The organism is Bacillus sp. N5-665, from assembly GCF_022637375.2.
GTDB classification, from domain to species: Bacteria; Bacillota; Bacilli; order Bacillales; family Bacillaceae_G; genus Bacillus_A; species Bacillus_A wiedmannii.
On record NZ_CP093325.1, the window covers coordinates 339,269 to 363,454 of the forward strand.

Below are 24,186 nucleotides of genomic sequence, written 5' to 3' on the forward strand. Positions count from 1 at the left end.
TGCTATTCTGTGTCGAAGTTCCAATATTTCTTGGGAAATGCGGAAGGCCTTGTCAATATATAGGGAAGACATTAGAGCGCTTCTTTACATTTTCGGATTTGAACTAATAATGTTTCGTATTCTTGTTCGAGAGATGTGATGTCATCGTGATGATTTGGTATGGAAATTCGGCCAATGACTTCTGTTAATTTTGTTTGTAATCGTAATAATTCTTGTTCAGTAACGTTTACAGAATCCCCGGTTGTTCTTTTTGTGTATTGCTCGTAATTACCGTGGAATATTTTTGGTTCACTCTCATCTACTTGTAGAATATGGTCTGCAACAGAGCGAATAAAGGCACGGTCATGGCTAATGAAAAGCATTGTGCCAGGGTATTCTTGTAACATAATTTCTAATTCTTCTTGCGTCGCTAAGTCTAAATAGTTTGTCGGTTCGTCGAGCAGAAGCATATTATAGTTTCCTAAAAATACTTTTGCGAGTGCAACCTTCATTCGTTCGCCGCCACTTAAGGCATGTACAGGTTTATGAACATCTTCACGGCGGAATAAAAGCCGTGCAAGTATTGTTCGAACGAATGCTTCTGTATAGTTGGTTTCTTCTAGAACGTTCTCTAAAATGGTTTTATCTGTTTTTAAAATTGATAGTGTTTGTTCAAAGTATCCAATTTTACAACTTTTCGAAAGCTGAATGCCACGCTCGTTTGCGAGAAGCATGTTGAACAAAGTTGTTTTGCCGCTTCCGTTTGCACCTAAAATAGCAAGTTTTGCGCCAGGGGCAATAGTTCCATTCATATTTTTAAATAGTGTGCGGTCGCCTATTTTCTTTGTTGCTTTATTGAACTGTACTGCCACTTTACTATGAATGGGTGTATGGTATTGCACGTCAAACTGAGCCTGAGAAAGATCTTTTGGCTTTTCTTTCTTTTCTAGTTTTTCGAGACGTGTTTCTAATGCTTTCGCTGCCTTGCTAACCTGTTCTTGCCCATGAGCCCCGCTTAACTTATAAAGTTTAGATTCAGATGAACTGAACCGAGTTGGGATTTTTGTCATGCGAGAAGCACGTTGCTTTTTTTGTGAAATTGATTGCTCTAAACGATTTTTTTCTTGTATATATTGCTCATACTCTGCTTGTTGTTGTATTCGTTCACGTTCTTTTTGCTTTCGATAGTTGGAATAATTCCCTTTATACTCTTGAATCATGCCGTCTTCAATTTCAATGATTTTTGTACATATATTATCTAAAAATTCACGATCGTGCGATATTAAAACAAGTGCTCCTTTATAAGATAAAAGTGCTTTTTCTAATTGCTCTGTACCGACCATATCTAAGTGGCTTGTTGGTTCATCAGCGAATAAAATGCCTGCATCTTGCTCGAGAGCATGGGCAATCTTTAGTCGCATTCGTTCACCACCGCTCATTGCATCTGTAACGTTTGAAATACTCCATTTTCCTTTTGCGAGAGAAGAAGCGGTTTCCGGTAGTTCTTCGCTAAGCTGAGGAATGATGCTGATAGAACTATGGTGAGTTACTATGCCATTGTCAGCTTCTATTTCTTTACTTAATATTTGTAATAACGTAGATTTACCAGCTCCGTTGACTCCGACAATTCCTATACGATCCTGTGCTTGAATTTCCAGTGACGGTAACGTAAATAGTGTACGATCACCAAAGCTTTTTTCAATATTGCGTGCGAATAAAATAGTCATAAAAAAACCTCCCTAGTTTCACTAGAGAGGATAAACGTCGCCCTTGCATGTAAAAAATCGTACATAAATAAACGATTTTTTTACATGATCGTTTCGAAAGAAAGTATCGACAAATGGACAGACTAATCCTCTGCTAGTTTTCATCATTTTTTGTTCACTATTTGTGATGGATGAAATAAATAAGAGAATTAGAACTTCATTGGTCAAAGTACCTTCCTTTCATAATGTTACTTTTATTGTATGCGCATACAAAAGGGTTTGTCAAAGTTATTTTTGCTTGTGATTTTTGAATTCGTTATTATACAGTCGTGCCTTTGCTAGTGCTTCAACATCATTTTTGATTTCATCCAATCCATTCGCATCCCCAATAACATACCCTTCAAATGATGAACCAACAAAATCAAAGATGTATTGGAACTGAGCAATAAGCGGTAATGCTTTCAGCTTTGGATTGTCTCCGCCAACGATGACAACGTACATTTTTTTCCCTTTCATTTTTTCTTTGAAATGAAGAGATGTATCACGCAAGCTTTGTGACCAGCGATCGACGAAGTTTTTCATATGACCGCTCATTCCATACCAGTATAGCGGTGTAGCAAAGATAATTGTGTCGTGCTCTAACATACGCTCGATTAACTGCTTGTAGTCATCATTTAAAGGTTGGAATCCTTCTGCATCATGGCGCTGATCTATGATTGGGTGGACGATGTGATCTCGCAAGTAAATTTGTTCTGTTTCAATTCCATCGATCATCCTATGTGTTAAAGCTTCTGTATTTCCGTTTTGTCTTGAACTGCCATGTATAACAAACATGTAATCATCCCTTTTCTTTTGTTTGCTTTAGGAGTGAAACGTGTTTTTGCAAATTCGTTTGAATGCTAGAAAGTAATGAGATTTGCTTCGTTACTTCATTGAGTTTATCTTCATACAGCGTAAGGATACTGCTGCAAGGATTTTCGTACAGGTGCGGCTCTATTTCGAGGCAGCGCAGCATCCTTGCCGTCTCTTCTAAATTTAAGCCAATTTGTAAGTACATTTGAATAAGCTCCACTTTTTCGATGGCACTTTCATCAAAGTCACGGTAGCCATTTGCGAGGCGCTTAGAAGGGAGTAATCCCTTTTCTTCATAATGTCTTAGTGATCTTTCACTAACGCCAGTTTCTTTTGATAACTCCCCGATTCGCAATGCGTTTCACTCCTTCTACATGTATTGTAAACCTTCACACTAATGTGAAGGTCAATGCTGTTTTTTCGCAAAAGAGTCTACATGATTTAAAAACACCTGAATAGCTTTAGACGGGATGAAGTATTTGCCGCGCACGATGGAGAATGGACGGATGAGTTGTTCATTTGGAACTTCGACGTGGAATAGCTCTTTTGCCAGTAACTCTTTCCGTACAGTCCAATCAGAAAGTATAGCGATGCCAAGCCCGGCACTAACTGCTTCTTTCACGCTTTGGATACTACTGAATGTAAAGAAGCGCTTCAATTTTAAATGGTGTTGATGAATAAAGCGGTCACTATAAGCGCGTGTTCCAGAACCACTTTCTCTTAATACCCATACTTGATCTTGGAGTGTGCTTTCATTTATTTCATTTGTGCGGAGCAGTGGATGATTTGGAGGGACGACGAGCTTCATTTCATCTTGCATAAACGTTTCAACGTCAACGTCGGCGTATACGACTTGCCCTTCCACTAAGCCGATATCGATTTGATTAGAGCGAAGACTTTGTAAAACGTCTTCTGTATTTGAGATAAAGGTATGAACTTCGACGTGTGGATTTTCATTCGCATAGTTAGCCAGTATTTTTGGAAGTAAGTATTCGCCAATTGTGAAACTAGCACCGATGCGAAGAGTTCCTGTTACAACGTTATGTAGTTCGTTAATTTCTTGTTTGGCTTCTTCGTAAAGAGAGAGCATTTGCTTTGCATGTATATATAGTATGTTTCCAGCCTCCGTCACTTGGACGTGCTTTGGTGAGCGCTGAATAAGAGTGGTGTCAAATTCGTTTTCTAAGTTGCGTATATGCATACTTACGCCAGGTTGTGAAATGTTTAATAATTCTGCTGCACGGGAGAAGTGTTTCTGTTCAACGACAGTAACAAATATTTTTAAAATGTCTACGTTCATGTAATGGGCTCCTTTCTTTTTCTATCATCTTATCATAAGTATTTCTGATGATAGAGATTCAATATTGATATTAAACTTATTATAGAAACTCTCTTATAATGTAAGTAGAAAGAACATGCATGTTCCAATACGATTATTGGAGTGGTTCAAAGTGGAACAAACACTTGTTATACAAAAGAAGAAGGGCTTTGGATTTTCGCAAGGAATTGGGATTACACTATTAATCGCAATTGCTGCGAAATATTTAGCAGAGCTTCCGTTTTTAAATATTATGGGACAATTAGTAATTGCTATTCTAATTGGGATGGTTTGGCGTGCGGCAATTGGAATTCCGCAAGATGCGATTGCAGGGACGAACTTTGCGAGTAAGAAGTTGCTGCGCTTTGGGATCATCTTACTCGGAATGCGGTTAAATCTTGTTGATATTGCAAAGGCAGGGCCGAAAGTATTGGTCATCGCTGCGGTTGTTATTACATTCACGATTTTCGTTGTATATGGATTAACGAAAGTATTTAAAGTAGAGAAGAAACTTGGAATTTTAACAGCGTGCGGAACAGCAATTTGCGGCGCGGCTGCGGTCGTGGCAATTGCACCGCAAGTGAAGGCGAAGGATGAAGAAACGGCAGTTGGGGCAGCAATTATTGCGATTTTAGGTACAATATTTACACTTATTTATACGTTATTATACCCAGTGCTTGGCTTCTCACCGTACGGTTACGGTGTATTCTCAGGTGCGACGCTGCATGAGATCGCCCATGTCATCGCAGCTGCGGCACCAGGAGGAAGTACGGCTGTAGACATCGCAGTTATCGTGAAATTAACGCGCGTTGCAATGCTTGTGCCAGTAGCGATTTTAATTGGACTATGGTTTGGTAAGAGTGAAGGAAGCGAGGAAAAAAAATCGTGGCGCGACCTTCCAATTCCGTGGTTCATATTCGGATTTTTAGCGATGAGTGCAGTGCATTCGCTCGGGGTTATACCAGAAGTTGTTGCTGGATATATTGTTGTTCTTGCTTACATGCTTATTGCAATGGCGATGGCGGGGCTTGGTTTAAATGTAGAGTTTAAAACGTTCCGTAAGTTAGGAAGTAAAGCATTCGTGGCGGGGCTGATCGGCTCGGTTTTCCTTTCTATTCTTGGATACGTTCTTGTATATGCATTAGGATTTATGTAGTAGGACGAAGAAGCTGTTCCAAAAGATATTTTTGGACAGCTTTTTTTATGTTTATAGTGCTACGGGTGTCGATATATTAAAAAAATAGCTGATATAAATTTAATTGCGCTTGTACTTTGTTAGAGAAGGTGATCAGTGAAACGTTTTTCTAAAATTTGTAAAGATATCTTTACTTATAACTGGAAAATATTTATAATTAAAGTAAAGATATCTTTACTTTCGAAGGTGGAGCCTATGGGTGTGAAAAATAAAATAAAAGAGTTAAGAAAGCAACATCATATAACGCAAGTTGAAATGGCAAAGGCGATGCAGGTGACGCGGCAGACGATAGTGGCGATTGAAAACCATCATTATAACCCGAGTCTAGAGTTATCCCTAAAAATCGCCAAATATTTTGGGGTGAGGGTGGAGGAAATATTTACGCTAGAGTAAGGGGAGAAAAAATGAACGATACTAAAAAGTTATTTATCGGTGCGACTTTTGGATTGTTTTTGGGAGACATTGTAGTTCATATTATGAATCCAGACCAATTACCGCTCGTAGTGAGTAACGTTTTAGCAATTGTATTTTTGATAGTGTGTGTGTATTACAAAAAGCGCAAGTACAAAAAAGAAGAACTTACAGATATAGATGAGCGAGTAAATGAAAATATAAAAAAATATGTAAATGTCTCATTTGTATTCGCGTTTTTACTGCTTATTGTTTATATTGTTGCGAGTAAAGCAATAGGCAGAGCGGTTATACCAGTGCAAGAAATATTTATGATATGTAGTTCCTTATTTGCGGGTAGTCTCATCATAGGAGTCATGATAGGGAAACGAGCATAGCGATAGGAGGAATGAAAAATGCAAGATGAGTTTGAGAGATTTCAGTCAGATAAAGCGTTTAAATATGTAGGGTTATTTTTTACGATTAGTTTAGCGATATGGAGTTTATATAATTTAATTGTTGATGGAAATGCTGGTATGCCGTTTGTTTTATTTGTACTAGGGCAGTGGGTGTATTTTCTCGTAAACTATTGGCCGAAGTGGAAATATAGAAATCAAAAAGAGGCTGATCATGTATGAGTAAACAAGATATTATACGGTTCATAGGCAGTTTATTTTTAGCAGGTCTTATTTTAAATGTGAGTTTAATGATTTTAAGTATTTCGTGGGGAACAATCTTCATATCGAATGTAGCACTAGTCATTTTATATAGTATTGCGGAATATAGAGAACAGAAGCGTTTGAAAGAAGAGGGAGTACCGTCGATTGATGAGCGAGTTGTGAATAAGATGAAGTCGTATTTTACGATTTGTATTACAAGCTTCATTTTCCTGTTCATTATGTATCTTTGTGTAAATAAGTATTTAGATAGGCAAGCAGTACATGTAAATGAGTTATTATATATTGCTATTTTCGGTTTATTAATAAGTATGGCATCGACGAGTGTGTTAGCAACAAGGAATAGATAGAAAAAGGGGAACTGGGATGGGATTACCGGTATTATGTGTCGCTACGGCTATTTTTGCTTTGTTTTGGGGAATGCAGAACTTCTCTCGTAATCCAGTGCCAAGTATTTGTATTATGCTTGGTACTGTCGGTTTATCATATTATTTATTAGTTTCAGCTTATTATCATAAAACAGCAACGAGTGTTGTTGTTGGAGCACTTATTTTATTTTGTGGGCGTGCTGTACAAAAAGGATTATTTCCGTAAAAGCTGTTTATACAAAGAGTATAAATAGCTTTTTGTATTTTTTTTACAAAAGTCTTGAAAGTTACGTAACGTCATCTTTTATAATGAAGGGGAAGAGGTGATGGTAGTGATTTCAATACAACAATTGACGAAAGAGACAGGGATAACAGTACGTACATTACGTTATTATGATCAAATAGAGTTATTAAAGCCGAGCGGGAAGACTGAAGGTGGACATCGTTTATATAGTGAAGCTGACGTAATACGGCTGCAGCAAATTTTATTTTTAAAGGAAATGGGCTTTTCATTGAAAGAGGCTGCGAATATGTTAGTAAAAGGTGAGCTTAACTTAAAGGGTTCTCTTGAGAAACAACTTCGGTTTGTACAGGAAGAACAAAAGAAATTTAATCGAATGGAGCGTGTTTTACAAGCTGTTGTTTATTCGGTAGATGTGGAGGGAGAACTTGATTGGAAAGTTATGTTTGAACTGATTCAGCTTTCGAAACAGTCGTCTCGTATACGTGAAATATTTCAAAATGAAGTATTTTCAAAGGAAGAACAAAAATTGCTTCATAACTTGCCAAATATGAGTGAAGAAGATCCGAATGTTTTAGAATGGGTAGATTTATTAAAGCAATTACGTACTTTTATGAAAGACGGCAAAGAAGCCGCGAGTGATGAGGTACAAGGGGCAACGAAGAGGTTAATGCAGAAGTGTTTAGAAATGGCCAATGGTGACGAAGTGTTTTTAGATAAGTTATGGGAAGTTAGAAAATCGAAGGAAGATTCACAGAAAATGAGCATGTATCCAATTGAAGAAGAATTTTTATTATATATGGATGAAGCTTTTCGTATATATGATGAAAAGGAGAGGGATAAATGAGTATAATCGCAGAATATCGTTGGTACTTTTTAATTGGGGCAGAGATTGTATTTTGGTTATCGGCTATCGGTTTCTTTTTACTTCGTTACGGATTCCGTTTGAAAAAGGCGAGTTTTATTATGGGGATTGTACTCCTCGTAAATGAAGTGTTTATTTTAACTTTAGGGGTAGTGGACTATTATCAAACAGGGAAGTTCTCTAATTTTCAAATCATTACTGTAATTATTTTATTGTATGCAGTTTTCTACGGGAAAAAGGATTTGAAGAAGCTTGATATATTTGCGCAAAAGCTAGTTGCGAAATGGCGGAATGAACCAGCGCCTATTATCGAAGAACAGGTAGAATTAACAGGTATGGCCTATGCGAAGCAGGAAATAAAAAATTGGGTATTGCATCTTGTTTTATTCGTTGTTGTGCATATTTTCTTTTTCTTTCTGTACGGTTTTGTCCCGTTTGAACAATGGCATAATTGGTTAGAGACGGGGATTGTTTTAAATGAACCAGCTAGTCGCGTTAGTCAAGTTTGGGCGATTATACTTTTAGTGGATACAGTTATTTCATTTTCATATGTGATCTTTCCGAAGAAAGAGAAAGGAAAAGAGAAGCTATTTTCGTAGAGGAAAGTAGCTTTTTCTAGTATACCAATAGTTTGTATAGGAGAGGATAACAATAGGAAAAACAGGTTTTATATGCTTATCTCTCTTTAGTTTAGTAGCATGCTCACAACCTAACATTACAATTGATAAGAAGAATGATGTTGTTGTAAAGGGAACAGAAATTTCTAATCTAGATAAATTTGAAAAGTTCGTTTTGAATGTGGAACAAGGGGAAGTTGATAAAATAAGAATTGTACATTATACACATGAAGGTGATCCGGTTTTTCAAACGTTAGAGTATAGTGGGACAGATATAATTCATATATTAGATAATAGGCAAGATCGGTTTGCTGGTAATCATACAGATATAGATGAAGATAGCTGTAAAAGGATTGTTAAAGAGCAGCGTGAATTACAAACGGCTTATAGGTTAATAGACTGTGTGAATGAAAATGGGCGCAATGGATATGATTTATTATATGTACCTAAAAAATAGAGTTAGTAGAGGAAGGAAGTTTTGGCTCCTTCCTTTTTCTATGTATATATTGTCGAAATTTTTACCGAATATCTGTTCGTTTCCTTGGTTTTTTTATGAGCATTCGTGGTAAAATGGGAATACAGATTTTTTACGAGGAGGTCGGTTTTGTTTGGAACATCAATTTGAAATTATCTCAGCGTATTCCCCGCAAGGTGATCAGCCGGTAGCTATAGAGAAGCTTGTAGAGGGAATTAAGAGTGGAAAGAAAAAGCAAGTGTTGCTTGGAGCGACAGGAACGGGTAAGACATTTACGATTTCAAATGTCATTAAAGAGGTGCAGAAGCCAACACTTGTCATGGCTCATAATAAAACGTTAGCAGGACAGTTATATAGTGAGCTGAAAGATTTTTTTCCGAATAATGCAGTTGAATATTTTGTTAGTTATTACGATTATTATCAGCCAGAAGCGTATGTGCCGCAAACAGATACGTTTATTGAAAAAGATGCGCAGATTAATGATGAAATCGATAAATTGCGTCACTCAGCAACATCTGCACTATTTGAACGGGATGATGTGATTATTGTTGCGAGTGTTTCGTGTATATATGGTTTAGGTTCTCCAGAAGAATACCGCGAGTTAGTTGTTTCACTTAGAGTTGGTATGGAAAAGGACCGCAATCAATTGCTTCGTGAACTTGTTGATGTACAGTATGGACGTAATGACATTGATTTCAAGCGCGGTACATTCCGTGTGCGCGGAGATGTAGTTGAAATCTTCCCAGCATCACTTGATGAGCATTGTATTCGAATTGAATTTTTCGGCGATGAAATCGATCGTATTCGCGAAGTAAATGCGTTAACAGGTGAAGTATTAGCAGAACGTGATCATGTAGCAATCTTCCCAGCATCTCACTTCGTTACACGTGAGGAAAAAATGAAGGTCGCTATTGAAAATATCGAAAAAGAATTAGAAGAGCGTTTAAAGGAATTAAATGATAATGGCAAGTTGTTAGAAGCGCAGCGTATAGAGCAACGTACACGTTATGATTTAGAAATGATGCGTGAGATGGGCTTTTGTTCAGGGATTGAAAATTATTCCCGTCATTTAACACTTCGTCCGGCGGGTGCAACGCCATATACGTTAATAGACTATTTCCCGGAAGATTTCTTAATTGTTATGGATGAGTCACACGTATCAGTACCACAAGTAAGAGCGATGTATAACGGGGACCAAGCACGTAAGCAAGTACTTGTGGATCATGGGTTCCGTTTGCCATCAGCTTTAGATAATAGACCGCTTACGTTTGATGAGTTTGAAGGAAAAACGAATCAAGTTATTTACGTTTCGGCAACGCCAGGACCGTACGAGTTAGAGCAGGCACCGGAAGTAATAGAACAAATTATTCGTCCAACAGGGCTTTTAGATCCACCAATTGATATACGACCAATTGAAGGGCAAATTGATGATTTATTAGGAGAAATTCAAGATCGCATTGCCAAAAATGAACGTGTATTAATTACGACTTTAACGAAGAAAATGTCAGAGGATTTAACAGACTACTTAAAAGATGTAGGAATTAAAGTGAATTATCTCCACTCTGAAATTAAAACGTTAGAACGTATTGAAATTATCCGTGACCTTCGCCTTGGTAAGTTTGATGTACTGGTCGGTATCAACTTATTACGAGAAGGATTAGATATTCCAGAAGTATCACTTGTAGCTATTTTAGATGCTGATAAGGAAGGATTCTTGCGTTCAGAGCGTTCATTAATTCAAACAATCGGTCGTGCTGCACGTAATGAAAACGGCCGCGTTATTATGTACGCAGATCGTATAACAAGGTCAATGGGAATTGCGATTGAAGAAACGCAGCGCCGTCGTACTATACAAGAAGCTTACAATAAAGAGCATGGTATTACGCCGAAAACGATTCAAAAAGGCGTGCGTGATGTTATCCGTGCAACGACAGCTGCTGAAGAACCGGAAATGTATGAAGCGGCACCAGCTAAGAAGATGACGAAAAAAGAGCGTGAAAAGACAATTGCGAAGATGGAAGCAGAGATGAAAGAAGCAGCAAAAGCGTTAGATTTCGAGCGTGCAGCTGAATTAAGAGATTTACTATTAGAATTAAAAGCGGAAGGGTGAACAGAGTGAGCATAAGCAAGGATTTTATTGTCGTAAAAGGTGCTAGAGCACATAACTTAAAAAATATTGATGTAACCATTCCGAGAAATCAGCTTGTTGTTGTGACGGGATTGTCTGGTTCAGGGAAATCATCATTAGCGTTTGATACGATTTATGCAGAAGGGCAACGCAGATATGTAGAATCGTTATCTGCGTATGCGCGCCAGTTTTTAGGACAAATGGATAAACCTGACGTGGATACGATTGAAGGCTTATCTCCAGCGATTTCAATCGATCAAAAAACGACAAGTCGTAATCCACGTTCAACAGTTGGAACGGTCACGGAGATTTATGATTATTTACGTTTATTATTTGCGCGAATTGGTACGCCAATTTGTCCGAATCATGGTATTGAAATTACATCACAAACAGTAGAGCAGATGGTAGACCGTGTACTTGAATATCCTGAACGTACGAAATTACAAGTGTTAGCTCCTATCGTTTCTGGGCGTAAAGGTGCACATGTGAAAGTGCTTGAAGACATTAAGAAGCAAGGATATGTTCGTGTACGTGTTGATGGTGAAATGCTTGATGTATCTGAAGATATTGAGTTAGATAAAAATAAGAAGCATTCCATTGAAGTTGTAATTGACCGTATTGTTGTAAAAGAAGGGATTGCAAGCCGTCTTGCGGATTCACTTGAAAGTGCATTAAAGCTTGGCGGGGGCCGAGTGTTAATTGATGTAATGGGAGAAGAGGAACTTCTATTTAGTGAACATCATGCTTGTCCGCATTGTGGTTTTTCAATCGGAGAATTAGAGCCGCGCATGTTCTCATTCAATAGTCCATTCGGGGCGTGTCCTTCTTGTGATGGACTTGGTTCAAAGTTAGAGGTGGATTTAGAACTTGTCATTCCGAATTGGGATTTATCATTAAATGAACATGCGATTGCGCCTTGGGAACCGACAAGCTCACAATATTACCCACAGCTTTTACAATCTGTATGTAATCATTACGGCGTTGATATGGATATGCCTGTGAAAGATATACCGAAAGATTTATTTGATAAAGTGTTGTACGGAAGCGGTGAAGAGAAAGTTTATTTCCGCTATGTAAATGAATTTGGTCAAGTAAAGGAAAATGAGATTTTATTTGAAGGTGTTATTCCAAATATCGAACGTCGTTATCGTGAAACGAGTTCTGATTATGTTCGTGAGCAAATGGAAAAGTATATGGCAGAGCAAGCTTGTCCGAAGTGTAAAGGTGGACGCTTAAAGCCTGAGAGTTTAGCTGTTTTCGTTGGTGATAAAACGATTGCTGATGTAACGAAGTATTCTGTTCAAGAAGTACAGGAATTCTTCTCGAATGTGGAGCTAACGGAGAAACAACAAAAAATTGCTCATTTAATTTTAAGAGAAATCCAAGAACGCGTTGGGTTCTTAGTGAACGTCGGTTTAGATTATTTAACGTTAAGTCGTGCCGCAGGAACTTTATCAGGTGGTGAGGCGCAGCGTATTCGTTTAGCGACGCAAATCGGTTCTCGTCTGACTGGCGTACTTTACATTCTTGATGAGCCTTCTATCGGTTTACATCAGCGCGATAACGATCGTCTTATTCGTACGTTGCAAGAAATGCGTGATTTAGGAAATACGTTAATTGTCGTTGAGCATGATGAAGATACGATGATGGCTGCTGATTATTTACTTGATATCGGACCTGGTGCAGGTATTCACGGTGGTCAAGTTGTATCAGCGGGGACGCCAGCTGAAGTGATGCGAGATGAAAATTCGCTAACAGGTAAGTATTTAAGCGGTAAAGAGTTTATTCCGGTTCCACTTGAAAGACGTAAAGGTGACGGACGTAAAGTGGAAATTATCGGTGCAAAAGAGAATAACTTAAAGAATGCAAAGATGTCATTCCCGCTTGGTACGTTTGTAGCGATAACCGGTGTATCTGGTTCCGGTAAAAGTACGATGATTAATGAAGTACTATATAAATCATTAGCGCAAAAGTTATATAAAGCGAAAGCGAAGCCAGGTACTCATAAAGAAATTAAAGGTCTTGAGCATTTAGATAAAGTAATCGATATTGATCAATCGCCAATCGGGCGTACACCACGTTCTAATCCAGCGACGTATACAGGTGTATTCGATGATATTCGTGATGTGTTTGCACAAACGAATGAAGCGAAAGTGCGTGGATATCAAAAAGGACGTTTCAGCTTTAATGTAAAAGGTGGACGTTGTGAAGCGTGCCGTGGTGATGGAATTATTAAAATCGAAATGCACTTCTTACCAGACGTATACGTTCCATGTGAGGTTTGTCATGGTAAACGTTATAACCGCGAAACGTTAGAAGTGAAGTATAAAGATAAGAACATTTCTGAAGTGTTAGGGATGACGATTGAAGATGGAGTAGAGTTCTTCGCTAATATCCCAAAAATTAAGCGTAAGCTTCAAACGCTTGTAGATGTAGGGCTTGGTTATATGAAATTAGGGCAGCCAGCTACTACGTTATCTGGAGGAGAAGCACAGCGCGTGAAATTAGCTTCTGAATTACACCGTCGTTCTACTGGGCGTACGTTATATATTTTAGATGAGCCAACTACTGGTTTGCATGCCCATGATATCGCGCGTCTTCTAGAAGTGCTGCAACGCCTTGTTGAAAGTGGCGAGACAGTTCTTGTTATTGAACATAATTTAGATGTAATTAAAACAGCTGATTATATCGTTGACCTTGGACCAGAGGGCGGAGACAAGGGTGGACAAATCGTTGCTTCAGGAACGCCAGAGCAAGTAGTAAAAGAAGAACGCTCGTATACAGGTAAGTATTTAAAAGATATTTTAGTTCGTGATAAAGCGAGAATGAAAGAGAAAATAAAAGAAGTAGAGCTATCACAATAAGGGTATTACTAAAAAACCGAGTGGAAATGACACTCGGTTTTTCGTTCATAGGGGGAGAAGATGGAGTTTACAGATGTTTTAAGAAAGAAAAATATGAAGGTAAGAGAGTTTCAAAATTGGGGTGTATATTTTCGCAAGCGCTGGGAGGAACATTTTGCAAACCATTTAAGTGATGAGGAAAAAGAAGATATTTTCCTGTATGGAGATAAGTATGCATGTGGGTATCTTTGGCACATATTTAGTTATGAGAAAAAGAAGTGTTTAGAGGGTGAAGAAGCGGAGAACGCGTTTCATAATGTAGTGAAAAAGGATTGCTATATATTCTATCAACATTGTGATGATGTACTGCTAATAAAAGATACGAGTTTATTACATACGGAGGATATATTGTGTGAGAGGGACGATATGTATAAAGGCGATATCTATATTGTAGATAAAGAGTTCACTTGGACTTTTGTAAAAACGCATGAACATAGATGGTGTGGTCCCTATTTTACAAAGAAATGTTAGTAGGTATACAAGCATGAAGAGTAGAATAAGTTGATATAAGTGTTTGTATGATACTTGCGTTTCTTATCTATTAGCGTATGATGAAATATATATGTTTAAAAGGATGTGTAACGAAATGAGATGGATTGTATCACTTCTTGTAAATAGCGTTGTGTTAATCGCTGTATCGGGACTTTTAAAAGGGATTGCACCAGACGCGTTTTACGTAGCAAATATACAGACTGCAATTATTGCGAGTATTATCTTAGCTGTTTTAAATGTGTTCGTAAAACCGTTTTTAATTTTAATTACGCTACCGATTACTCTTGTAACTTTCGGGTTCTTCTTAATTGTTATTAATGCGATTACGTTAAAAATAGCAGATTCATTATTAGGAGATGCGTTTAATATATCAGGTTTTGGTGTAGCAATCGTTGCGGCAATTTGTATTTCAATTTTTAATATGATTATTGAAAAGGCAATTGTGGAGCCACTATATGAAAAAAAGAGAAAATGACAAAAAGAAAAACATTTCATGATGTATATGAAATGTTTTTTTCTATTTATTAGAAACCGTATTTCTTGTTTCCAGAAAAAAATGGTACAATATCCGGTAGAATGGAATTTTACATCAAATGAGACTGAACCCGCAGCGGAGTGGAGGTTTATACATATGCCGAAAGTAAGGACAAAAGATTTAATTGAACAATTTCAATTGGAGTTAATAAGTGGTGAAGAAGGAATTCATCGTCCGATTGATACAAGTGATTTATCACGACCTGGAATTGAAATGGCAGGATTTTTCACATATTATCCAGCTGATCGCGTGCAGCTTCTTGGAAAGACGGAGCTTACGTTCTTTGACACATTAACGTCAGAGCAAAAGCAAGAGAGAATGAAAGCGCTTTGTACTGAGGAGACGCCATGTATTATTATAACTCGTAATCAAGATGTACCAGATGAGTTACTGCACGCATCGCGTGAATCAGGTATGCCTTTATTACGTTCTTCTCAAACGACAACAAGATTATCAAGTCGTTTAACTAATTATTTAGAAGGTAAGTTAGCACCAACAACAGCTGTACATGGTGTGTTAGTAGATATTTACGGTGTTGGTGTTTTAATTACAGGTCAAAGTGGTGTCGGTAAAAGTGAGACAGCTCTTGAGCTTGTAAAACGTGGTCACCGTCTTGTTGCGGATGATAGTGTAGAAATTCGCCAAGAAGATGAAGACATGTTAGTCGGAAGCTCGCCAGATTTAATTGAGCATTTATTAGAAATTCGTGGTCTAGGCATCATTAACGTTATGACGTTATTCGGTGCAGGGGCAGTGCGAAATTATAAGCGTATTACGCTTGTTATTAATCTTGAAATTTGGGATCAAAAGAAAAATTACGATCGCTTAGGTCTTGATGAAGAGAAGATGAAGATTATTGATACAGAGCTTACGAAGATTACACTTCCAGTTCGTCCTGGTCGAAACTTGGCTGTTATTATTGAAGTAGCAGCGATGAACTTCCGTTTAAAACGTATGGGAGTCAATGCAGCACAACAGTTCTCTGAACGATTAATGAGTGCGATTGAGTTAGGAAATCAGGAGTAAACTTTGGAGAGGGAGGTCATACATATGCTGTTAGGTTCTGTACCACAGCTTGACCGTGTAGCGATCCAACTTGGGCCGTTTCCTGTTTATTGGTACGGGATTATTATCGGTACAGGTGTGCTATTAGGTCTTTGGCTAGCAACTCGCGAGGGAGAAAGACTAGGTATTCCAAAAGATACATTTGTTGACCTTGTATTAATTGCAGTACCGATCGCTATTCTATTTGCGAGAATGTACTATGTTATTTTTGAATGGGAATATTACGCGCAAAACCCGAGTCAAATTATTAATATTCGTCAAGGTGGCTTGGCGATTCATGGTGGTTTAATCGGGGCTGTTATTACAGGGATTCTTTTTGCGAAACGACGCGGGGTTTCATTCTGGAAGTTGGCTGATATTGCTGCGCCAAGTATTTTACTAGGACAAGCAATTGGTCGATGGGGAAACTTTATGAACCAAGAGGCGCATGGTGATGAAGTAACGAGACAGTTTTTAGAAGGACTTCATTTACCGGATTTTATTATTAATCAAATGTATATTGAGGGTGTGTACTATCACCCAACGTTTTTATATGAATCATTATGGAATTTTGCAGGTGTCATTTTATTACTTTCATTACGAAAAGTGAATTTACGACGCGGGGAATTATTCTTCACATATTTAATTTGGTATTCAATAGGGCGCTTCTTCGTAGAAGGCTTACGTACAGATAGTTTAATGTTAGGACCACTTCGTATCGCACAAGTAATGTCAATTGGACTTGTTGTTATTTCTATTATTTTCATTATTGTGAGACGAAAAATGGGGCAAGCTGATAAAAGATATTCGGAAAATTAGAGAAAAGTAGCATCTTATTATAAGGTGCTGCTTCTTTCATATTCAGGAAAGAGAAGGGACTAAGGCAATGAGAATAAATACAGTGTTATTTGATTTAGATGGAACTTTAATTAATACAAACGAACTTATTATTTCTTCTTTTTTACATACGTTACATACATATTATCCAAATCAATATAAGCGTGAAGATGTATTGCCATTTATCGGCCCTTCTTTACATGATACTTTCAGCAAGATTGATGACAACAAGGTTGAAGAGATGATTACATGTTATCGTCAATTTAACCATGATCATCACGATGAATTAGTGGAAGAATATGAAACTGTATATGAAACAGTTCAAGAGTTGAAGAAGCAAGGCTATAAAGTTGGTATTGTTACAACGAAAGCGAGACAAACAGTTGAGATGGGATTAAGGTTATCAAAGCTTGATGAATTTTTTGATGTTGTCGTGACAATTGATGATGTAGAGCATGTGAAACCACATCCAGAACCACTTCAAAAAGCGCTTGAGTTATTAGATGCGAAACCGGAAGAAGCATTGATGGTTGGGGATAACCATCATGATATTGTTGGTGGACAAAATGCGGGTACGAAAACAGCTGCTGTCTCATGGACGTTGAAAGGTAGAGCGTATTTAGAGGCTTACAAGCCGGACTTTATGCTAGATAAAATGAGTGATTTGCTACCGATTTTGTCTGATATGAACCGTTTATAAAGGTCCGAGTAAGTTAGTAGGGTTGTATTTCCCTACTAAGTTACAGTTTCACTTTTTAGTAGAGGAGCGAGTTAAGTGCGACGGACAACGCGCTATCCTATTTCGGGAGAAAATTCATTATGGAATGTGTATAAAACAGTTTCTTTTTGGAAGGTAATGAAAAACTTTATTATTATCCAAATTGCGCGTTATACACCATTTTTATCCGTCAAGAATTGGTTGTACCGTACATTTTTACGGATGAAAGTCGGAAAGAAAACATCATTTGCGCTTATGGTAATGCCAGACATTATGTTCCCAGAAAAAATAACTGTGGGAGAGAATTCGATTATCGGCTATAATACAACGCTTTTAGCACATGAATATTTAATTCGCGAATATCGACTTGGAGAGATCGTCATAGGAAATGAAGTGATGATTGGAGCAAATACGACTATATTACCAGGTGTGACAATTGGGGATGGCGCGATTGTTTCAGCTGGCACACTTGTTCATAGAGATGTCCCAAGTGGTGCTTTCGTGGGTGGAAATCCAATGCGTGTTATTTATACGAAAGAAGAAATGGATGCTAGAGAAGGTTGATACTAAAAATGTAACATTTCTCTTCTTTTTTAATGAATTAAAAGGAAATAATTGAGTATAATATACTGTTTTGTTTTTTACGGAATCGTTTATACTTATAGATAGAAGAATGTGTGAACGAAGAAAACAAAAAACTGGAGGATATATGGGGAAAAATCAAGGAATATATAAGGAGAACGGACAAGTTATCTCTTTTAATCAATTAGCGGACTTCTTTTATAAAAAAGGAATGAGGGCTTACAAAGGGCAAAAATTGCAAGATGCAATTAAATATTTTCGAAGAGCGGCACAAAGTGAGAAGGAGCCGTTTATTTTATGCCAATTAGCAACAGTATTATCTGAGGCTGGTGAATATCAAGAGTCGAATCAAATCTTCTTTAAGCTTGTTAGATCTAATCCAGAACTTGAACAATGCTATTATTTTATTGCAAATAATTATGCATATATGGGGCTATTTCAGCAGGCGAAAAAGTATGCGGATCGCTATTTAGAAGTTGCAGAAGAGAAGGAATTTGTACAAGATACATTAGAATTACTTGAAATTATGGAAGAAGAAGCGATGGGCGAGGAAGAGATTGAGGATGAAGATGATCTAATTGTTATGCAAGAAGAAGCGAATCGTTATATTCGTAACGGACAATTGGAAGAAGCAATTGCTACATTAGAAATTGTTACAAAAGATTATCCGGAATTTTGGTCGGGGCATAATAATTTAGCCATTGCACATTTTCAATCTGGTAATGTAGATAAAGCTCTGAAGTTAACGGAAATGATTTTAGAGAAAAATCCTGGTAATATACATGCGCTTTGTAATACGCTTATTTTCCTATATTCAATTGGAGAGCATAAACAAGTAGAAGCATTAGCGGAGCAGTTAGTTTCAGTATATCCGATTTCGTTCGAGCATCGTTTGAAACTTGGAACGACACTTGCAACAATTGGCCATTTTGAGCCTGCATATAAATGGTTCAAAGTATTAAAGCGTCAAGGATATGAGGGAGACGTTAGTTTTTATTATTGGTTTGCATATTCTGCTTATATGGTGAAAGATCAGCAAGTAGCTGAAAAAATGTGGCAGCATGTTGTAGAATTGCACCCTGATAAAAAGGGAAAAGAACCGTGGAATGCGCTGAATTTAGCAGATGAAGGACAAAACGTATTATTTGAAGAATTACGAAAATCATTTCAACAAAGTGCGACGCTAGAGGAACAAATGCTAGCTTTATATTTAATGAATGAATTGTCAACGCCAGAGAAGGTGGGATTCTTCTTTGATGTAACGCAGGCGAAAAACGGTGTTCCAATCGTATCGCAACTTGCAAAGTATTTCTTTTTACTTAATAGCCATAAGAGCATTCCAGCTGATTTACAGCAATTTGAACAGTGCGCGCAAATTGCGGATGCTTTATATAATTATACGAAAAAAGATGATGAATTAATCGAAGAGTGTTTACAATTTTGGTTTTGTACGTTCATACGTTTATATACATCTGGGGCAGTTTTTACAAATGTATACGGCTGGTCAGCTGCGGTTGAATATATTGTGCGCGGCGAACAAGGAAATAAGATGACACAGTCGGAGCTTGGAGATGTATATAATGTATCTGTAGCGACTGTTCGAAAGTATGTGCAGGCTGTTAAGCGTACGCACACATAGGGTAAGCAAATCATTGGGAAAAAAATGATGCTAACAGTATAATGAGGGTAACTTAATTGTGTAGGAATGAATAGGAGTGAATAGTGTGTCAGAAGAAAAAATTTATGATGTCATTATTATTGGTGCAGGACCAGCTGGTATGACAGCTGCAGTATATACATCTCGTGCGAATTTAAGCACATTAATGCTTGAGCGTGGTATCCCAGGTGGCCAAATGGCAAACACAGAAGATGTAGAAAACTACCCAGGTTATGAGTCTATTTTAGGACCAGACTTATCAAATAAAATGTTCGAGCATGCGAAGAAATTTGGTGCTGAATATGCATACGGTGATGTGAAAGCAGTTATCGATGGTAAAGAATACAAAACAATTATTGCTGGTAAAAAAGAATATAAAGCACGTGCAATTATCGTTGCAAGCGGTGCAGAGTATAAAAAAATTGGTGTGCCAGGCGAAACAGAACTTGGCGGCCGTGGTGTATCATATTGTGCAGTATGTGATGGGGCATTCTTTAAAGGGAAAGAACTTGTAGTTATTGGCGGCGGAGATTCTGCAGTTGAAGAGGGTGTGTTCTTAACACGTTTCGCATCAAAGGTAACGATCGTTCACCGTCGTGACACTCTTCGTGCACAGAAAATTTTACAAGATCGTGCTTTCCAAAACGAGAAAGTTGATTTCATTTGGAATCACACTATAAAAGAAATTAACGATGCAAATGGTAAAGTGGGAAGCGTAACACTTGTAGACGTAAACAGTGGAGAAGAGAAAGAAGTCAAAACTGATGGCGTGTTTATATACATCGGTATGTTACCACTATCAAAACCATTTGTTGAACTAGGTATTACAAATGAAAATGGTTACCTTGAAACAAATGAGCGTATGGAAACGAAAGTTCCTGGTATTTTCGCAGCTGGAGATGTTCGTGAAAAAATGCTACGTCAAATTGTAACTGCAACAGGTGATGGTAGTATCGCAGCACAAAGTGCACAACATTACGTAGAAGAATTATTAGAAGAACTAAAAACAGTATCAGAAAAATAAGGGATAATATGCCTTTTGAGAAGAAAGCTACCGATAGGAGCTTTCTTCTTTTTTTATGAAAATGTCAAAGTTTTGTCAAAAAATATTAAGATTATAAGATTTCTTATTGATATACTGGACTTTACGGAAAAATCACTATAAGAAATGAGGAATTTATTCAGTATGGAATGGCGTAATATATATCGTGGATTTTGTATGGGCGTTAGTGATTTAATTCCTGGTGTGAGCGGCGGTACAATCGCTGTTGTGTTAGGGATTTATGAACAATTGCTTGCGGCAATTAGTGGATTCTTTAGTCGCGAATGGAAAAAACATTTAGGCTTTTTAATTCCCCTTGCAGCTGGTGTGGCAGCAGCGTTTTTAACGTTAAGTCACGTTATTAAATATTTACTTGCAAATCATTATGAACCGACTCAATTTTTCTTCCTCGGTTTAATTATTAGTATATTACCGATGTTAATGAGAGAAGCTGATGCAAAGTCTTCGTTTAAAGCTAAGCACATTGTTTTATTAATAGTTGCAGCAATTCTTGTTGCGATCACAGCTTTCTTTAAACCGGATAAGGCAGCAGATCCAATTACGACGTTAACAATTTTAAATGCAATTGGTTTATTTTTCGCGGGCTGGATGGCTAGTATGGCTATGTTGCTTCCTGGAATTAGCGGATCATTTATTTTATTAATTATTGGTGTGTATCCGACAGCAATTAATGCTTTAACTACACTGAACTTACCTTTAATTGTAGTTATCGGTGCCGGTGTTATGGCGGGGTTTGTTGTAAGTAGTAAAGGAATTAGTTTCTTGTTAGATCGTTATAAAAGTATGACATTTGCGGTAATTATTGGACTTGTTATCGGCTCAATCGTAATTGTATTCCCGGGTATTCCAACTGGAGGATTTTCAATTATAAGTTCAATTATTACCTTTATTTTAGGATTTGCGATTGTTACTTATTTCGGTAAGAAATAAGGACTTTAATCCCCTTGGCGATAAAAATCGTTAAGGGGATTTTTCATGCTATTCATTGAAAGTCTAGGCATTTACATTGCTTGTTCTAGAAAGCTTTTTTAAAATTGTTGAGTAGCATGTGCTTAGCGAAAGAGGACTGGCTCCTTCGTTGTAGCAAACTGTTTTTGATAGTATAATGAAATGAGTATGCAGTGAGAAATTTACTGCAAGTAGCTGAGGTGAAGAAACATGCAAAGAGTGACAAACTGTGTGTTAATTAGAGATAATGAAGTACTCTTACTCCAAAAACCTCGTCGAAATTGGTGGGTTGCACCAGGCGGGAAAATGGAGCGTGGTGAGACAGTAAGAGATTCCGTTGTTCGCGAGTATCGTGAAGAAACAGGTATTTATTTAAAGAACCCAGCGTTAAAAGGGGTCTTCACCTTTGTCATCCAAGAAGGTGATAAAGTTGTTTCTGAATGGATGATGTTCTCCTTTTTAGCGACAGATTTTGCAGGAGAAAACAAACTAGAGAGCGAAGAAGGCATCATTGGTTGGCATACATTTGACAAAATTGATGATTTAGCAATGGCACCAGGAGATTATCACATTATTGATTATTTAATTAAAGGAAATGGCATAATCTACGGTACATTTGTATATACCCCAGATTTTGAGTTGCTTTCATATCGATTAGATCCGAGTTAAACCGTCAAGGAGAGGATACGATGACAGAGAATAATGATATAAAAATGGTAATTATTACAGGAATGTCTGGAGCTGGTAAGACAGTAGCTTTACAAAGTTTTGAAGATTTAGGATATTTCTGTGTAGATAATTTACCACCGATGTTATTGCCGAAGTTTATTGAGCTTATGGCGGATTCAAAAGGGAAAATGAATAAAGTGGCACTTGGCGTTGATTTACGTGGCCGAGAGTTTTTCGAACATTTATGGGGAGCACTTGATGATTTATCAGAACGTACATGGATTATTCCTCATATTTTATTCTTAGATGCGAAAGATGGCACGCTTGTAACTCGTTATAAAGAAACGAGACGTTCGCATCCACTTGCACCAACTGGTTTGCCGTTAAAGGGAATTGAGATGGAGCGTGGCTTATTAACTGATATGAAGGCACGAGCGAATATTGTGCTGGATACATCGGATTTAAAACCGAAAGAATTACGTGAAAAAATTGTTCATCTGTTTTCAACTGAAACTGAGCAAGCATTTCGTGTAAATGTTATGTCGTTTGGATTTAAGTACGGTATTCCAATTGATGCAGATTTAGTATTTGATGTTCGTTTTTTACCAAATCCATATTACATTCCACATATGAAGCCATTAACAGGACTAGATGAAGAAGTTTCATCGTATGTACTGAAATTTAATGAGACACATAAGTTTTTAGAAAAATTGACGGATCTTATTACTTTCATGCTGCCTCATTATAAAAGAGAAGGCAAGAGTCAACTTGTAATTGCAATTGGATGTACAGGTGGACAGCATCGTTCTGTTACGCTTACAGAATACCTTGGGAAACATTTGAAACCAGAGTATAGCGTTCATGTATCTCATCGTGATGTGGAGAAGAGAAAGGGCCATTAAGGGATGAAAAAAGAGAGAAAACCTAAAATTGTTATCATGGGAGGCGGTACTGGACTCTCTGTTTTATTAAGAGGATTAAAACAATATCCAGTTGATATTACAGCAGTTGTTACAATCGCTGATGATGGTGGCAGTTCAGGTAGATTACGTGATGAGCTCGAAATTCCACCCCCAGGTGACATTCGTAACGTACTTGTTGCGTTATCAGATGTAGAGCCGCTGGTGGAAGCTTTATTTCAGCATCGTTTCACAACGGGAGACGGGCTGAAAGGTCATGCGTTAGGAAATTTATTATTAGCGGGTATGACCTCGATTACAGGAGACTTCTTCCATGCGATTACGGAAACGAGTAAAGTGTTAAATGTCAGAGGACGTGTGTTACCGGCAGCGAACCAAAGTGCGGTACTTCATGCAGAACTAGAAGATGGAGAAATTGTAACAGGTGAATCAAAGATTCCTTATTCCGGGAAGAAGATTGACCGCGTCTTTTTAACTCCAGAAGATGTAGAGCCGTTACATGAAACGTTGGCTGAGATTAAACGAGCTGATTTACTTGTTTTTGGTCCAGGAAGTTTGTATACGAGTATATTACCGAATTTAGTTGTTAACAAAATCGGGGACGCTGTTCTTGCTGCAAAAGCGAAGAAGGTATATGTGTGTAATGTTATGACGCAAGCTGGTGAAACGATGGGATATACTGCGTTTGACCATGTGCAGGCGTTACATGATCATTTAGGTAAACCATTTATCGATACTGCAATTGTAAATAACCGTGATATTCCTTGTGAATTACGTCAGTTATATGAGGAAGAACTGTCGGCACCAGTTGTAGTAGATGAAGAGCGTTTTACAGAGAGTAATATTGATGTCATTCAAGATCAATTAGCGAAGTATGATGATCGTGTTGTAAGGCACGATACATTAAAACTAGCTTCTATTTTATATTCACTGTTGTAGATGTGCGTTGCCTCGTTTGAGGTAACGCTCATCATTTCATATAGGACAAGATTTTTGTTCCAAAGTAA

The 24,186-nt window shown here is 37.6% G+C and carries 27 protein-coding genes; 23 read left to right on the forward strand and 4 right to left on the reverse strand.

The window, feature by feature from the left end; translation table 11 throughout:
- Positions 1 to 71: 71 nt before the first annotated feature.
- The 4 genes from abc-f to MNO09_RS03910 all read right to left on the reverse strand — a co-directional run bounded on the left by abc-f (position 72) and on the right by MNO09_RS03910 (position 3,837).
- Positions 72 to 1,706 carry a ribosomal protection-like ABC-F family protein gene (gene abc-f, locus MNO09_RS03895; RefSeq protein WP_088107477.1) on the reverse strand — a complete coding sequence of 545 codons (1,635 nt, stop codon included), beginning with the start codon at positions 1,704 to 1,706 and terminating at the stop codon, positions 72 to 74.
- A gap of 267 nt (positions 1,707 to 1,973) precedes the next feature.
- Entirely contained in the window at positions 1,974 to 2,519 is a 546-nt protein-coding gene (locus MNO09_RS03900; protein ID WP_088107476.1) for a flavodoxin family protein, read from the reverse strand.
- 4 nt (positions 2,520 to 2,523) lie between these two features.
- Positions 2,524 to 2,892 carry a MerR family transcriptional regulator gene (locus MNO09_RS03905; RefSeq protein WP_046955576.1) on the reverse strand — a complete coding sequence of 123 codons (369 nt, stop codon included), beginning with the start codon at positions 2,890 to 2,892 and terminating at the stop codon, positions 2,524 to 2,526.
- A gap of 51 nt (positions 2,893 to 2,943) precedes the next feature.
- Positions 2,944 to 3,837: a LysR family transcriptional regulator gene (locus MNO09_RS03910; RefSeq protein ID WP_088107475.1), complete on the reverse strand. Its 894-nt coding sequence runs from the start codon at positions 3,835 to 3,837 to the stop codon at positions 2,944 to 2,946.
- A gap of 151 nt (positions 3,838 to 3,988) precedes the next feature.
- Between MNO09_RS03910 and MNO09_RS03915 the strand changes: the two genes are divergently transcribed.
- From MNO09_RS03915 to mgfK, 23 genes are all read left to right on the forward strand, one after another.
- Complete coding sequence (locus MNO09_RS03915; RefSeq protein ID WP_117616467.1) at positions 3,989 to 5,011, forward strand: YeiH family protein; 1,023 nt, start codon at positions 3,989 to 3,991, stop codon at positions 5,009 to 5,011.
- Positions 5,012 to 5,245: 234 nt separating this feature from the next.
- Entirely contained in the window at positions 5,246 to 5,443 is a 198-nt protein-coding gene (locus tag MNO09_RS03920; RefSeq protein ID WP_001975215.1) for a helix-turn-helix transcriptional regulator, read from the forward strand.
- An 11-nt stretch (positions 5,444 to 5,454) separates the two neighbouring features.
- Positions 5,455 to 5,838 carry a hypothetical protein gene (locus tag MNO09_RS03925; protein ID WP_078183269.1) on the forward strand — a complete coding sequence of 128 codons (384 nt, stop codon included), beginning with the start codon at positions 5,455 to 5,457 and terminating at the stop codon, positions 5,836 to 5,838.
- Positions 5,839 to 5,856: 18 nt separating this feature from the next.
- A complete protein-coding gene (locus tag MNO09_RS03930; RefSeq protein WP_016118885.1) occupies positions 5,857 to 6,078 on the forward strand; it encodes a hypothetical protein in 222 nt (73 codons plus the stop codon).
- Positions 6,075 to 6,467, forward strand: coding sequence for an ATPase (locus MNO09_RS03935; RefSeq protein WP_078183270.1), 393 nt, complete (start codon positions 6,075 to 6,077; stop codon positions 6,465 to 6,467). The genes MNO09_RS03930 and MNO09_RS03935 overlap by 4 nt, the downstream gene beginning before the upstream one ends.
- Positions 6,468 to 6,483: 16 nt before the next feature.
- Positions 6,484 to 6,711 (forward strand): hypothetical protein, encoded by a 228-nt coding sequence (locus MNO09_RS03940; protein WP_088107474.1) that lies wholly within the window; start codon positions 6,484 to 6,486, stop codon positions 6,709 to 6,711.
- Positions 6,712 to 6,811: 100 nt separating this feature from the next.
- Positions 6,812 to 7,573 (forward strand): MerR family transcriptional regulator, encoded by a 762-nt coding sequence (locus MNO09_RS03945; RefSeq protein ID WP_000260355.1) that lies wholly within the window; start codon positions 6,812 to 6,814, stop codon positions 7,571 to 7,573.
- Positions 7,570 to 8,190: a hypothetical protein gene (locus MNO09_RS03950; RefSeq protein ID WP_000022203.1), complete on the forward strand. Its 621-nt coding sequence runs from the start codon at positions 7,570 to 7,572 to the stop codon at positions 8,188 to 8,190. The genes MNO09_RS03945 and MNO09_RS03950 overlap by 4 nt, the downstream gene beginning before the upstream one ends.
- Before the next feature lie 46 nt (positions 8,191 to 8,236).
- Positions 8,237 to 8,665, forward strand: coding sequence for a DUF4362 domain-containing protein (locus tag MNO09_RS03955; protein ID WP_078183272.1), 429 nt, complete (start codon positions 8,237 to 8,239; stop codon positions 8,663 to 8,665).
- Between the two features lie 151 nt (positions 8,666 to 8,816).
- Positions 8,817 to 10,793: an excinuclease ABC subunit B gene (gene uvrB, locus MNO09_RS03960; protein ID WP_000400986.1), complete on the forward strand. Its 1,977-nt coding sequence runs from the start codon at positions 8,817 to 8,819 to the stop codon at positions 10,791 to 10,793.
- A gap of 11 nt (positions 10,794 to 10,804) precedes the next feature.
- Complete coding sequence (uvrA, locus tag MNO09_RS03965) at positions 10,805 to 13,675, forward strand: excinuclease ABC subunit UvrA (RefSeq protein WP_033657707.1); 2,871 nt, start codon at positions 10,805 to 10,807, stop codon at positions 13,673 to 13,675.
- A gap of 60 nt (positions 13,676 to 13,735) precedes the next feature.
- Positions 13,736 to 14,185 (forward strand): DUF4275 family protein, encoded by a 450-nt coding sequence (locus MNO09_RS03970; RefSeq protein WP_000397226.1) that lies wholly within the window; start codon positions 13,736 to 13,738, stop codon positions 14,183 to 14,185.
- 115 nt (positions 14,186 to 14,300) lie between these two features.
- The gene (locus MNO09_RS03975; RefSeq protein WP_001267307.1) at positions 14,301 to 14,681 is read left to right on the forward strand and encodes a phage holin family protein; all 381 of its coding nucleotides are present in this window, start codon (positions 14,301 to 14,303) and stop codon (positions 14,679 to 14,681) included.
- Positions 14,682 to 14,837: 156 nt separating this feature from the next.
- Complete coding sequence (gene hprK / locus MNO09_RS03980; RefSeq protein WP_001127246.1) at positions 14,838 to 15,767, forward strand: HPr(Ser) kinase/phosphatase; 930 nt, start codon at positions 14,838 to 14,840, stop codon at positions 15,765 to 15,767.
- Between the two features lie 24 nt (positions 15,768 to 15,791).
- On the forward strand, positions 15,792 to 16,604 hold the full coding sequence (gene lgt, locus MNO09_RS03985; protein WP_000924235.1) for a prolipoprotein diacylglyceryl transferase: 813 nt from the start codon (positions 15,792 to 15,794) through the stop codon (positions 16,602 to 16,604).
- 67 nt (positions 16,605 to 16,671) lie between these two features.
- Positions 16,672 to 17,322 (forward strand): pyrophosphatase PpaX, encoded by a 651-nt coding sequence (ppaX, locus tag MNO09_RS03990; protein WP_001222397.1) that lies wholly within the window; start codon positions 16,672 to 16,674, stop codon positions 17,320 to 17,322.
- Between the two features lie 75 nt (positions 17,323 to 17,397).
- Positions 17,398 to 17,904, forward strand: coding sequence for an acyltransferase (locus MNO09_RS03995; protein ID WP_001255051.1), 507 nt, complete (start codon positions 17,398 to 17,400; stop codon positions 17,902 to 17,904).
- A 145-nt stretch (positions 17,905 to 18,049) separates the two neighbouring features.
- Entirely contained in the window at positions 18,050 to 19,561 is a 1,512-nt protein-coding gene (locus MNO09_RS04000) for a tetratricopeptide repeat protein (RefSeq protein ID WP_088107473.1), read from the forward strand.
- Between the two features lie 85 nt (positions 19,562 to 19,646).
- Positions 19,647 to 20,603 carry a thioredoxin-disulfide reductase gene (trxB, locus tag MNO09_RS04005; RefSeq protein ID WP_001288065.1) on the forward strand — a complete coding sequence of 319 codons (957 nt, stop codon included), beginning with the start codon at positions 19,647 to 19,649 and terminating at the stop codon, positions 20,601 to 20,603.
- A 162-nt stretch (positions 20,604 to 20,765) separates the two neighbouring features.
- On the forward strand, positions 20,766 to 21,572 hold the full coding sequence (locus MNO09_RS04010; protein ID WP_000455192.1) for a DUF368 domain-containing protein: 807 nt from the start codon (positions 20,766 to 20,768) through the stop codon (positions 21,570 to 21,572).
- A 228-nt stretch (positions 21,573 to 21,800) separates the two neighbouring features.
- Entirely contained in the window at positions 21,801 to 22,259 is a 459-nt protein-coding gene (locus MNO09_RS04015; RefSeq protein WP_001190080.1) for an NUDIX hydrolase, read from the forward strand.
- 20 nt (positions 22,260 to 22,279) lie between these two features.
- Positions 22,280 to 23,161 (forward strand): RNase adapter RapZ, encoded by an 882-nt coding sequence (gene rapZ / locus MNO09_RS04020; protein WP_000138461.1) that lies wholly within the window; start codon positions 22,280 to 22,282, stop codon positions 23,159 to 23,161.
- Between the two features lie 3 nt (positions 23,162 to 23,164).
- Complete coding sequence (gene mgfK, locus MNO09_RS04025) at positions 23,165 to 24,118, forward strand: gluconeogenesis morphogenetic factor MgfK (protein ID WP_000712179.1); 954 nt, start codon at positions 23,165 to 23,167, stop codon at positions 24,116 to 24,118.
- The last annotated feature ends 68 nt before the right edge of the window (positions 24,119 to 24,186 follow it).

Excerpts from the sequence above, each read along its gene's own strand:
- MNO09_RS03945 (WP_000260355.1), top strand. The coding sequence starts at position 6,812 with ATGGTAGTGATTTCAATACAACAATTGACGAAAGAGACAGGGATAACA.
- ppaX (WP_001222397.1), top strand. The coding sequence starts at position 16,672 with ATGAGAATAAATACAGTGTTATTTGATTTAGATGGAACTTTAATTAAT.
- MNO09_RS03970 (WP_000397226.1), top strand. The coding sequence starts at position 13,736 with ATGGAGTTTACAGATGTTTTAAGAAAGAAAAATATGAAGGTAAGAGAG.
- MNO09_RS03920 (WP_001975215.1), top strand. The coding sequence starts at position 5,246 with ATGGGTGTGAAAAATAAAATAAAAGAGTTAAGAAAGCAACATCATATA.
- MNO09_RS03935 (WP_078183270.1), top strand. The coding sequence starts at position 6,075 with ATGAGTAAACAAGATATTATACGGTTCATAGGCAGTTTATTTTTAGCA.
- hprK (WP_001127246.1), top strand. The coding sequence starts at position 14,838 with ATGCCGAAAGTAAGGACAAAAGATTTAATTGAACAATTTCAATTGGAG.
- lgt (WP_000924235.1), top strand. The coding sequence starts at position 15,792 with ATGCTGTTAGGTTCTGTACCACAGCTTGACCGTGTAGCGATCCAACTT.
- MNO09_RS04010 (WP_000455192.1), top strand. The coding sequence starts at position 20,766 with ATGGAATGGCGTAATATATATCGTGGATTTTGTATGGGCGTTAGTGAT.
- MNO09_RS03930 (WP_016118885.1), top strand. The coding sequence starts at position 5,857 with ATGCAAGATGAGTTTGAGAGATTTCAGTCAGATAAAGCGTTTAAATAT.
- MNO09_RS03940 (WP_088107474.1), top strand. The coding sequence starts at position 6,484 with ATGGGATTACCGGTATTATGTGTCGCTACGGCTATTTTTGCTTTGTTT.
- mgfK (WP_000712179.1), top strand. The coding sequence starts at position 23,165 with ATGAAAAAAGAGAGAAAACCTAAAATTGTTATCATGGGAGGCGGTACT.
- MNO09_RS04015 (WP_001190080.1), top strand. The coding sequence starts at position 21,801 with ATGCAAAGAGTGACAAACTGTGTGTTAATTAGAGATAATGAAGTACTC.
- abc-f (WP_088107477.1), bottom strand. The coding sequence starts at position 1,706 with ATGACTATTTTATTCGCACGCAATATTGAAAAAAGCTTTGGTGATCGT.
- MNO09_RS04000 (WP_088107473.1), top strand. The coding sequence starts at position 18,050 with ATGGGGAAAAATCAAGGAATATATAAGGAGAACGGACAAGTTATCTCT.
- MNO09_RS03975 (WP_001267307.1), top strand. The coding sequence starts at position 14,301 with ATGAGATGGATTGTATCACTTCTTGTAAATAGCGTTGTGTTAATCGCT.
- MNO09_RS03910 (WP_088107475.1), bottom strand. The coding sequence starts at position 3,837 with ATGAACGTAGACATTTTAAAAATATTTGTTACTGTCGTTGAACAGAAA.
- MNO09_RS03900 (WP_088107476.1), bottom strand. The coding sequence starts at position 2,519 with ATGTTTGTTATACATGGCAGTTCAAGACAAAACGGAAATACAGAAGCT.
- MNO09_RS03925 (WP_078183269.1), top strand. The coding sequence starts at position 5,455 with ATGAACGATACTAAAAAGTTATTTATCGGTGCGACTTTTGGATTGTTT.
- rapZ (WP_000138461.1), top strand. The coding sequence starts at position 22,280 with ATGACAGAGAATAATGATATAAAAATGGTAATTATTACAGGAATGTCT.
- MNO09_RS03950 (WP_000022203.1), top strand. The coding sequence starts at position 7,570 with ATGAGTATAATCGCAGAATATCGTTGGTACTTTTTAATTGGGGCAGAG.